The organism is Mycobacterium sp., from assembly GCF_032159765.1.
Taxonomy (GTDB): Bacteria; Actinomycetota; Actinomycetes; order Mycobacteriales; family Mycobacteriaceae; genus Mycobacterium.
In genome coordinates, this window is the sequence record NZ_JAVHWM010000212.1 from 19,725 (window position 1) to 30,048 (window position 10,324).

Annotated in this window: 11 protein-coding genes and 2 pseudogenes; 3 read left to right on the top strand and 10 right to left on the bottom strand. The window is 66.9% G+C overall.

Annotated features, from left to right (window positions below):
• Positions 1-2: 2 nt before the first annotated feature.
• The 9 genes and pseudogenes from QOH60_RS27085 to QOH60_RS27125 form a co-directional block, all read right to left on the bottom strand.
• Positions 3-296, bottom strand: a pseudogene (locus tag QOH60_RS27085) (DUF6285 domain-containing protein); the annotation flags it as partial.
• On the bottom strand, positions 293-1,261 hold the full coding sequence (locus tag QOH60_RS27090) for a phosphotransferase family protein (protein ID WP_526424971.1): 969 nt from the start codon (positions 1,259-1,261) through the stop codon (positions 293-295). The gene QOH60_RS27090 and the pseudogene QOH60_RS27085, both read right to left, overlap by 4 nt.
• 77 nt (positions 1,262-1,338) lie before the next feature.
• Complete coding sequence (locus tag QOH60_RS27095) at positions 1,339-2,577, bottom strand: acyl-CoA dehydrogenase family protein (protein ID WP_526424972.1); 1,239 nt, start codon at positions 2,575-2,577, stop codon at positions 1,339-1,341.
• Between the two features lie 19 nt (positions 2,578-2,596).
• Positions 2,597-3,205, bottom strand: a complete 609-nt coding sequence (locus tag QOH60_RS27100; protein WP_526424973.1) for a TetR/AcrR family transcriptional regulator — start codon at positions 3,203-3,205, stop codon at positions 2,597-2,599.
• Positions 3,205-4,107, bottom strand: a complete 903-nt coding sequence (locus QOH60_RS27105; RefSeq protein ID WP_526424974.1) for a hydroxymethylglutaryl-CoA lyase — start codon at positions 4,105-4,107, stop codon at positions 3,205-3,207. The genes QOH60_RS27100 and QOH60_RS27105 overlap by 1 nt, the downstream gene beginning before the upstream one ends.
• Positions 4,104-5,309 carry a CaiB/BaiF CoA transferase family protein gene (locus QOH60_RS27110; protein ID WP_526424975.1) on the bottom strand — a complete coding sequence of 402 codons (1,206 nt, stop codon included), beginning with the start codon at positions 5,307-5,309 and terminating at the stop codon, positions 4,104-4,106. The genes QOH60_RS27105 and QOH60_RS27110 overlap by 4 nt, the downstream gene beginning before the upstream one ends.
• Positions 5,306-6,529, bottom strand: coding sequence for an alpha/beta hydrolase (locus tag QOH60_RS27115; RefSeq protein ID WP_526424976.1), 1,224 nt, complete (start codon positions 6,527-6,529; stop codon positions 5,306-5,308). The genes QOH60_RS27110 and QOH60_RS27115 overlap by 4 nt, the downstream gene beginning before the upstream one ends.
• Positions 6,530-6,543: 14 nt before the next feature.
• Complete coding sequence (locus tag QOH60_RS27120) at positions 6,544-7,650, bottom strand: homogentisate 1,2-dioxygenase (protein WP_526424977.1); 1,107 nt, start codon at positions 7,648-7,650, stop codon at positions 6,544-6,546.
• A 77-nt stretch (positions 7,651-7,727) separates the two neighbouring features.
• A pseudogene (locus QOH60_RS27125) lies at positions 7,728-8,116 on the bottom strand (nitroreductase family deazaflavin-dependent oxidoreductase).
• A gap of 118 nt (positions 8,117-8,234) precedes the next feature.
• Between QOH60_RS27125 and QOH60_RS27130 the strand changes: the two are divergent.
• Complete coding sequence (locus QOH60_RS27130; RefSeq protein ID WP_526424978.1) at positions 8,235-8,798, top strand: hypothetical protein; 564 nt, start codon at positions 8,235-8,237, stop codon at positions 8,796-8,798.
• A gap of 28 nt (positions 8,799-8,826) precedes the next feature.
• On the opposite strand, the gene QOH60_RS27135 is transcribed toward QOH60_RS27130, so the two are convergent.
• The gene (locus QOH60_RS27135; RefSeq protein WP_526424979.1) at positions 8,827-9,414 is read right to left on the bottom strand and encodes a TetR family transcriptional regulator; all 588 of its coding nucleotides are present in this window, start codon (positions 9,412-9,414) and stop codon (positions 8,827-8,829) included.
• A 21-nt stretch (positions 9,415-9,435) separates the two neighbouring features.
• Between QOH60_RS27135 and QOH60_RS27140 the strand changes: the two genes are divergently transcribed.
• Positions 9,436-9,831 carry a hypothetical protein gene (locus QOH60_RS27140; protein WP_526424980.1) on the top strand — a complete coding sequence of 132 codons (396 nt, stop codon included), beginning with the start codon at positions 9,436-9,438 and terminating at the stop codon, positions 9,829-9,831.
• The coding region (locus QOH60_RS27145) for a hypothetical protein (RefSeq protein WP_526424981.1) at positions 9,831-10,324 on the top strand (494 nt) is incomplete at its 3' end. The genes QOH60_RS27140 and QOH60_RS27145, both read left to right, overlap by 1 nt.

Consider the following 10,324-nt stretch of genomic DNA (forward strand, 5'->3'; position numbering starts at 1 on the left):
GCATAGCCGGGGTGAGCGACCGCGAGCCGGTCGTAGACGATCGTGCGCAGGGCGGTCATCACGTCGTCGTCGCGCCCGTCGAATCCGCCGCTGCGTATTGCGGCGACGAGATCCTGCTCGTCCAAGGTTGCGGTGTCCTCGGCGGTCAGTTCGCGACCCACGATCGCCAGCACGTTCGCCGCCACCCGGGCGTGGAAATTCACCTGACCCTCGGTCGCGCCCCGTACATCGGCCTCCAGGAATTCACGCACCCCGTCGAGGAGCTCGACGGCTGTCGGCCTCCCGTAATCGGTCATACCGGCGCTCCCAACAGATCGAGCACGTCCCACTCCGTCTCCGACACCCGGCGGCCGATCGCGGCGAGCTCGACCGATCGGGTCTGCCCGGACAGATGCCTTTCCGCCTGGTACCGGCAGATGATCCCCCAGCTCAGGGTGGCCCGGACCAGCCACCACCGCATGCCCACGCGATCGACGGTAGTCCCGCTGGCCTGCTCGTAGAAGTCCAGGAACCGTTCGATGCTGCCGAGACCGCCTGCCGCGCGGCTCAAAGGTGCGCCGAAGCGCCACGCCCGGACGCAGAACCACGCCAAGTCCTCGTAGATCTCGCCGGCGTGGACAAGCTCCCAATCGAGCACCGCGGCCAGCGCTTTATCGCGGACGATGAGGTTGCCCATCCGGAAGTCGCCGTGCACCAACACCGGCGACGACGGCGCCGGCCGGTTCGCCGCGAGCCAGCGCAGAGTCCACTCGAACGTCGCGGTGGTGTCGCCGAAGCCGTCGAGTTGCTCGCGCCAGAGGGCCATCTGGTCCTGTTCGGTGACATCGGCGTCGGCCGGGTTGACGCGGTGGATCGCGGCGATCGCGTCCGCGCACTGCCCGAGCAGACGGTCGCGGGCCGCATCGTCGAGCGCGCGCAAAATCCTCGGCGCGATCGTTTCCCCGTCGATGAAGTCGCACACCAGAAATGGCATGCCGAGCGCAGCCGTCGAGTCGTCGGCGACGAGGATGTGCGGAACGGGCGCGCCCGCTTCGGCGGCCAGCCGTTGCGTCTTCGCCTCGAGCTCCATTCCGGCGTGAACTTCGTCAGGCGGTCCCGTGCGCAGGATGAGGGGGCGACGGCTGTTCCCGGCGACGGTGTCTGATTTGTCGTCTCCGACGACGGCGTCGAACGCCCAGGTCGCGCGGCTGGCACCGCCGGTGAGCCCGCGCAGGTTCTCGACGGTCACCGCTCCGAGTACCGGCGCCAGGACGCCGCTCACCTTCTCCGCGAGCGTGCGTGTCTGCGGGGGACACGCCGATGTTGCTGCTGAGTTTGCGCACGCTCGCGCCGGATCGGTCACGACCGGCCGAACTTGAACAGCCGCTGGGCAACGCGGCGAATCTGGATCTCCTCCGACCCCTCGGTGATGCGGTAGCGGCGGTGATGCCGGTAGATGTGCTCGAACGGCTGGTGACGGGTATAACCGACGCCGCCGAACACCTGCATCGCCCGGTCGGCAGCCTCGCACACCAGCCGGTTGGCGCGGTAGTTGGCCATCGACACCTTGTCGGACACCTCGAGGTGGTGATCGCGGTCCAGATGCCATGCCGCATAACGAACCAGCAGTCGCACCATCTGTGCTTCGGTCTGCAGCTCGACCAGCGGCCACTGCACGGCCTGATTCACCGCCAGCGGCTTGCCGAAAACCACACGTTCCTTTGCGTACCTGACGGCCCTGTCGATGCAGTACTGCGCCGCGCCCAGGCTGCTGGCCGCTTGCCGAATCCTGTTCTCGTGCAGAAAGGTTTGCGCTACCTCGAGGCCGCGGTCGACCTCGCCGAGCACGGCGTCGTCGGGCACGGTCACGTTGTGCAGCTCGACTTCGCCGTGGTCGGACGGCATATTGAACGTCCACCAGTAGTACGGCACCTCGAACCCGGGCGTGTCCGTTGGCACGAGGAATGCGGTGATGCCTACCGCCTGACCGGCCTCGCCGGAGGTGCGGGCGAACACGAGGTCGTGCGTCGCGCGGTGCACGCCGGTGTTGAACCGCTTGGCGCCGTTGATGACCCAGCTGTCACCCCGGTGTTCGGCGCGGGTCTCCATCCAGGTGGCGTCCGACCCGTGGGCCGGCTCCGTCAGTCCAAAGGCGAACCCGCGTTCGCCGCGCAGCATCGGTTCGGACCATTCCTTGCGCTGCGCGTCGGTGCCGAACCGCTCCATCATGATCACCTGCGGGAAGTTGCCGACGATCGACGACTCGTCCTGGAGGTCGTTGTGCAGCCCGAGTCCCTTGGCCGCCAGGTGTTCCCGGATCACTGCCATGTCGACGTTGCTGCCGTCGCGCCCGCCGAGTGAGGAAGGCAGGCCGTAGCGAAGCCAACCGGCTTTATCTGCGCGCCTGCGCATTTCGTCGAGCAGATCCTCCCATGCCTTCGCCGGGATGCCGCCGTTGTCCCAGTCGGTGCGGGCGTACTCGCGGCGCTGGTCGAAGTACTGCATGTTCTCGCGCTCCAGCGGTTTGATCTCCGCCTCGATGAACGCGTCGATCTCGTCGAGCAGCCCAGGCAGATGGTCAGGCAGAGTGAAATCCACAGTGATCCCTTTCTCAGCGCTAGTAGCCGTACAGCGTCTTCTTCCAGATGGTCGACAGCGTCGCGATCGCGTCGGCGTCGTTGATCTGCCCGAGCCCCGACGAGCCGACGAACACGGTGGTGAAGTTCTCGAACAGCAGCGCGATCGCCGCTGCAATGTGCTGCTGATTGAGGTCGCGACCGTACCCCTGCTCTTGCGCCCGCCGCACCGAGGCGGCCACGATGTTCATACCGAAGCGGCGAAACTCGTTCTGCAGCAGCGCGAATCGCCGCTGAGTGGCCGCCAGCTGGGCGACCGCGATCATGATCCCGATGTTCTGCTTGAACATGTTCCAGTAGCCGGTGACCACTTCGGTGAAGAATGCGGCGTCATCCGCGGACTCGGGCAGTGCGACCGAATGCGCCGACGGTTCGACGACGTCGTGCAGAAATGATTCCGCCAGGCGGGCGAGCAGGTCTTCCTTGTCGTCGAAGTAGCGGTAGAACGCGGCGGGAGACTTGCCTGCCGCCGAGGTGATGTCGGCGAGCGTCGTGCCATGAAAGCCGCGCTCTGCAAACAGTTTTCGCGCGGCCTGCTCGATCGACGAGCGGGTCTGTTTGCCCTTCGAGCTGAGCGTCTGCGCGGCCATCAGAGCTTTCGGTCGCCGGCGCGCATCAGCGCACTCGGCAGCTCGTGCCCGACGACGCGCGCCGCCACCCGCGCGGCAGCGATCACGGCGTCGAGGTCGACGTCGGCGCCAATGCCGCTGTCTCGCAACAAATAGACGAGGTCCTCTGTGGCGATGTTGCCGGTGGCGCCAGGCGCGAACGGACACCCGCCCAGGCCGCCGACGGACGCGTCCAGCCGGGTGACGCCTGCTTGGACGGCTGCATATGCGCTTGCCAATCCGGCCCCGCGGGTGTTGTGGAAGTGCGCGCCGAGTGGGATACCGCGCGAAACGGCCTGCGTGGCGGCGACCAGTTCGGTGGTGCGGCGAGGCGTGGTGGTCCCGATCGTGTCGGCCAGCGCGAGCCGGTCGACGCCGTAGTCGCGGGCGTGCTCGACGATGTCGATGGCCCGCTGCGGCGCGGTGGGCCCGTCGAACGGGCTGTCCCACGCGCAGGCGATGATGACCTCCACCGAGGCGCCGCTGTCGTGCGCGATGGCGACGATCTCGGCGATCTGGCTCGTCGCCTCGGCGGTGGACCGTCCAACGTTGGCGCGGCTGAACTCGTCGGCGGCCGACACCACGAACTCGATGGAGCCGAAGCCTGCGGCGAGTGCGCGTTTGGCGCCGTTCGGGCTGGCGACCAGCGCGGAGAACTCGACGCCGTCGAAGCGCTGCAGTTCGGCAGCGACCTCGGCTGCGTCGGCCATTGCGGGCACCTTCGACGGCGAGACGAACGCGGTGGCTTCGACCTCGCGCACCCCGGTGGCGACGACGGCTTCGAGCAATTCGATCTTGGCGTGCAATGGGATTGGCTGTTCGATCTGAAGGCCGTCACGCAGCGCGACCTCACGAATCGTGACGTGGGCGGGAAGCTCGCTCAAATCACTCCCTCCTGGCGCAGCCCGTCGAGTTCTGCCTCGGTGCGGCCCAGCAGCCCCCGGTAGACCTCGTCGTTGTGCTGCCCGGGGGTGGCGGGGCCGGCGTTGCGGATCGTGCCCGGTGTCTCCGACAGCACGGGCACCACGCCCGGGCCCAGAACATTGCGCTGCACCCGCTCGTCCCAGTGGTCAGCGATCATGCCGCGAGCGCGCAGCTGTGGATCCTCCACCACCTCGGCCACGGTGTTGATCGGCCCGCTGATCACGCCGGCTTCCGACAGTGTCGCGATGATGTTGCCGGGTTGGCGCTGGGCGGCCCAGTCGCCGATGATCTTGTCCAGCTCGTCCTGATTGCGGCCGCGCGCAACGTGATTGGCGAACCGGTCGTCGGCGGCCAGCTCAGGGCGGCCCATCGCCGCGCAGAGCCGGCGGAACACCGTGTCCTGGTTCGCGGCGATCACCACCCAGCTGCCGTCGGCGGTCTGGTAGATGTTCGACGGTGCGATGCCCTCCAGCCGGGTGCCCGACGGCCCGCGCACCACGCCGCCGACGTCGTAGTCGGGGATCGTGGATTCCTGGATGGCCAAGCAGGATTCGGTCAGTGCCGCGTCGACGACCTGGCCATCGCCGGTGATCGAGCGCCGGTACAGCGCGGCGATCGCACCCTGCGCGGCGAACATTCCTGCAAGGCTGTCGCCGAGCGAAAGCGCCAGCCGGGGCGGCGGGCCGCCGGGGAAGCCGTTCATGTGCCGCAGTCCGCTCGCGGCCTCGGCGACCGACGCGTACCCGGCCTTGCCCGCCTCGGGTCCGGTCTGGCCGTAGCCCGACACTCGCACCAGCACGATACCCCGATTGCGTTCGCGCAGAACGTCGTAACCCAGGCCCCACTTCTCCAGCGTGCCGGGCCGGAAGTTCTCGACGATCACGTCGGAGCGCTCGACGAGGTCGAGGAACAGGTCGCGGCCCCTGGCGCCGCGCAGGTTCAGCGTGATTGCTTTCTTGTTGCGGGCGTGCACGGTCCAGAAGAAATGGTGGCCGTCCAGCTCCGCCTGCCCCCACGTCCGCAGAGGGTCGGGCTGGCCGGGCGGCTCGATCTTGATGACTTCCGCGCCCATGTCACCGAGCAGCCGCCCGGCGAACGGCCCGGAGATCAGCGTGCCGACCTCGATGACGCGGACGCCGTCCAGCGGGCCGGTAGGCGTCACGTTCCTCCCTGCGTCGCGAATCCGTGGCGTGTCAGCCAGTCGCTGCAGATGCCGACCGCCTTTCGCAGCGTCTCACGTTGCGCGGGCCCGGAGTAGTAGTGGTTTGCGCCCTCGATTTCGTGCATCTCCTTGTCGGGATGCCCGATCGCCGCGTAGAGCCGGCGGGTATGGCTGGGCGTGCAGGCGTCGTCGGCGAGGTTGCCGATGACCAGCGTGGGCACCGCGATGTCGGGGCCGGCTTTGACGGCGTCGTCGTTCGCGTCGTCGTAGCTCCACTGTGAGAGCCAGCTGCGCAAGGTGCAGAATCGGGCCAGCCCGACGGGGCTCATGTTCACCACCTGCGGGTCGCCGAGGTAGGTGCTGCGGGGCGCGCGGTCGTTCGGGTCGACGGTCGGATCCAGCCAGCGAGGGTCGGCCATCGTGCCGTGCACGACGAAACCGAACTCGTCCTCGGGCCGGCCGGCGGCCTTCAATTCGGCGAGTTTCTCCTTGACCCACTTGGTGATTCGCCGATTGCGGTCGATCTGGGCCTGGCGGTAGCGGGCCAGGAACTCCTGTGTGTAGGGCGGCTGGTTCGGGTTGTCGGGGTTGTACAGGTCGAGCTCGGGATCCCGCTTGCTCGGGTCGGCTTCGTCGAGGATCGACGCGTCCAGCCACTCGGTCAGCGTGCCGTGGCGGCTGACGTGTGCAGCCAGCATCATGATGCCGTCCGCCGGGATGAGCCCCAGCTTCGTCAGGTCCGGGCCGTCGCCCGACGGGCTCGACGTCACCGTCGGGTTCTGGGCCTGCTGCTGGTAGAACACCGACAGCGATCCGCCGCCGCTCCAGCCGGCCAGCACCACCTTCTGGTAGCCGAGCCGGTTCTTGGCGTCCTTGATGCACTCGCCGAGGTCTTCGACGACCTTCTCCATCAGCAGCGCGACATCGGTACCCCGGAACCGGCTGTTGCAGTAGATGACGTGATGGCCGGCGCGGGCCAGCGCGTTGATCATCGGGAGGTAGGCGCCGCCGCCGATCGGGTGCATGAACACCAGCACGGTGTCTGATGTCGCCGCCGTTGCGGCTCCGGTGTCCGACGGCTTGTCCTTCGGCTTGAGCAGATAGCTCTCCATGACCACCAGCTCGGCGACGCCGCCGTAGGTGTCACGGACACCCGAGTTGTTCTGGAACGCAACCAGATACGGGATGCGGTCGTATTCGTGTTTGACGGAAAGATTCATGGACAGTGCTGGCCTCATTTCTGTGTCGCGGCCGTAGCCGCTCCGAGATCATTCGCCAGAACCTCGGCCGACGGCGTGAGCCGGCGCCGGGTGTCGACAGCGATCACCTGCCAGTCGACCTTGTCGAAGTCATCGAACTTCCGCCGCGTCCGCTCCCTTGCCTTCTCCGGCGCGCCATGGTGAACCCCTTGCGGCGCATGCGTTATCAGGCCCGGCGGCATCGGGATGCCGTAGAGCGAACCGCCGTGGAAGAACGCGATCTCGTCGAAGTCGACGTTGCGGTGATACCACGGCGTGCGCTCAGTGCCCGGCACGCCTTCGGCGGGCTTGGGCAGGAAGTTCATCACGTAGACGCCGGTGGCTTGCATGAACAGGTGCACGGTGGGTGGCAGGTGCACGCTGTCGGAGGTCACCACGTTGTAGTCGGCGATGTTGAACGTGAACGGGAAGTTGTCGCCGCGCCAGCCCTCGACGTCGAGCGGATTGTGTTGGTAGTAAAGGGTTGTCGGACCACCGTCATGTATCAGGTGAACCTCGTACTCGTTCTGGCTGTCGTCGGACGGCGCGGGCTCGGGGATGTTCACCTGTGACGGGTCGAACGGGAAGTGGCGGCCCAGCGTGCCGGGCGGGGGCACCCGGAACTCGCCGGCGGCCTCGATCATCAGCAGCGTCGACTCGTCGTCGGGCAGCTGCCGCCAGGTCGTCGCCTTCGGCAGGTATACCCAGTCGCCCTCGCAATAGCGCATCGGGCCGAACTCCGTCTCGAGCGAACCCGCGCCGCGGTGCACGAAGGACAACAGGTCGCCGTCGACATGGCGGACGAAGAACGGCATCGCCTCGGCACGCCGGCTCAACGAGACACGGCAGTCCGGATTGGAGAACAGCAGCATCGGCGAGCCTGCCGCGTCGGTGGCGTCGGACGGTTTCAGCTCCGACGACAGCACGTCCACGGGTCGCAGCGGGCCGTCGACGCGGTAGGCGGTCGGATCGTGGCGGCGGTACATGTTCACCGTGCGACCGGTGAAGCCGCCGCGGCCGAGCTCGTCGTCCTTGAGGCCGTCCAAGTCCGCGTGTAGCCGTCTCGGCGTGGTGCCTTTACGCAGGTGAATGAATGATTCCATCGGTGGCTCCATCGATGTGTACGGCACGAAACAGCGGCCAAACCAAAAGTGATGTTACTTTTAGTTTTGCTACGGAGTCAATCGTCGAGGTCAACCCGCACGGTGAGCAGGTTGGTACCGAAGGTGCGCACACCGAAGCTGTTGAACTGGGGTAGCGATTTCAGTCGCTCACGCGAGTCGTCGCCGGGTACCAGGTGCGCGGTGCCGTCGTGCCATCGACCGCGCAACCTCACGCGCACCGGGGATTGGCTTTGATGTTGCGGATGTACTGCGACTTGTCACCGAACTCGGACACGAACCAGAACTGGTCGTCGACTCGGCTACCACCCAGAGGTGTCCGGCGGGGCTGACCGGACTTGCGGCCCGTCGTCTCCAGGAGCGTCTGAAAGGGATTTCGCCGCATCAGCGGATTGGCGAATCGTTTCTGGATGAAGTTCGTGATCCGGTCACGGGTGTTGTCGGCCATGGAATCCATCTCACACCATCGCGATCGGCGAGATCTTCATGCCCATCGCCAGCCTAGGAGATTTCGAGTGCTCAATTGCCGGGTCGCGTCGGCAAATCGTGGGAAGGTGGTCAGCGATATGGGTACTCACGACCTCATGACCTACGAGGAATTCGGTCGCCGGTTCTTCGAAATCGCCGTGACGGAGAAGCGCGTCGCCGACGCGTTTGGGTCAATGGCGGGCGATGAAATCAAGATGGGCCCGATGGGCCAGGGGCCGGGCGGGATCGCCAAGGTCACCGCAAACGTCACGATCGGACAACCGCAGGCCACTCGCACTTTGGGCGAGATATTCACCTTCGCGATCCGTATTCCGCTCGCCATCGACCTGCTGCTGGACCTGCGCGTGGACAAGCAGCGCTTCAAGGTGTCCGGCGAGATCGGCTTGAACGCGACCGCGCGCGCCGCCGAGCCGCTTCTGATCGTGATCGACGTACCGAAACCGCGCATGCGCGACATCACCGTCGACGTGGCGTCGACGACGATTCGCGGCGAATTATTGCGGATCATTGCCGGCGTGGACGCGGAGATCAAACGCTTCATCCTCCGTCACGTCAGCGACCAGATCGACGATCCGCGGTCACAGCAGGCGAAGGTGATTGACGTCGAGGCGCAGGTAGCGACGTCCTGGTCGGGGCCCTGAACACATCCTCCTCGCATCCGGAGACGAGTCAGCCGTACGCCGTCAGCAGTGCACGTGCCGCCGACGCGACATCCTCCTCGAGCCACGGCGGCATCGGGTCGTCGTGGGCATGGCGGCGCACGACCGCGTACGGCAGGTCGCTGAGCGCTCTGGCCACCGCCTCGACCGTCCTCCCGTCGGTCCTGCCGTAGAGCTCCTCGGCGAGCTCGCTGACCCGACCGAGAAGCGGAGCGTTCATCGCGGCCAGCCTGTCGGTGAAGGCGTCGTCGGGTTCGCCGTCGAGCAGGTCGCCCGGCCGCAGTGTCAGCAGTAGCCGCGCGTCCTCGGGAAGCTCCCGTGCAAAGGCGACGACCGACACCGCCATCGCCACAGCCGAATCCAGCGGCGTGGCACCGCGAGCGGCCATGGCGCGGCTCTGGAAACGCTCCAGGGCACGCAACCAAGCGGCGGTCAGGATCCCGTTGCGGTTGCCGAAGCGGTAGTAGAGCGTGCCCGTCGGCGCGCCACTGGCCTTGGCGATTGCCGCAACGCTGGCCGCGCGCGGCCCGTCGGTAAGTACCACTGCGCGGGCCGTGTCGAGGATCACATCGGTCTCGTGCTTCCGCGGAGGCGCCACGATCTAGTACGGTCCTTCTATATGGAACGATTACCCTATATCGACGAGCATGCCACAACCGTTGCCGCCAGCCCGGCCGACACGTGGCGGGCGGTGCTGAAAATGTGGAGCCGCGACCCCGACGGAGATGCTCCTGACGTGCGGACTCCGTTTTTCGCGTTGGACGATGCGGTGCCGATGCGGCGGCTCGGCCTGAAGGGCCGGCACTGGTTCTCTGTGTACAAGCTGGTGTTCGAACTCGACGACGACGGGGCAGGACGGACACGGCTCTCGGCGCATACATGGGCAGCCTTTCCTGGTCTGCGCGGCAAGGTCTACCGCGCGCTGGTCATCGGCAGCGGCGGCCACCGGATTGCCGTCCGGCTGATGTTGCAGCGGATCGCGGCCGACGCGCGGGCACACGGGGTCACCGCGTGATGCTCGGGTTGAATTGGGGCGCAACCACATCCGAGCGCGCCGCGATGATGCCGTGCGACGAGCTCGTCGGCGACGGGTGCACGCGGGCCGACCGCGCCGTCACCATCGCGGCGCCACCTGCCACGGTGTTCGCGTGGTTGTGCCAGCTGCGCGTCGCACCTTACAGCTACGACCTTCTCGACAACTTCGGACGGCGAAGTCCGCGCCGGCGCGATCCCGGCCTGTGTCATCTGGCGGTGGGGCAGAGGTTCATGACGCTGTTCCGGCTGCACTCGTTCGTCGACGACGAGCAGATCACGCTGCGGGCGGGGCGGGTGGCGGTGACGTATGCGCTTTCGCCGCAGGACGGCGAAACGCGGCTACACACCCGAGTTCTGTTCGACGGGCCGAGATTTCTCGGAAATCCCATGGCGGCAGGAGATTTAGTGATGATGCGCAAGCAACTGCTCACTATCAAGGCGCTCGCCGAGCGCGAGGGGGCGCCGCGGGCTCG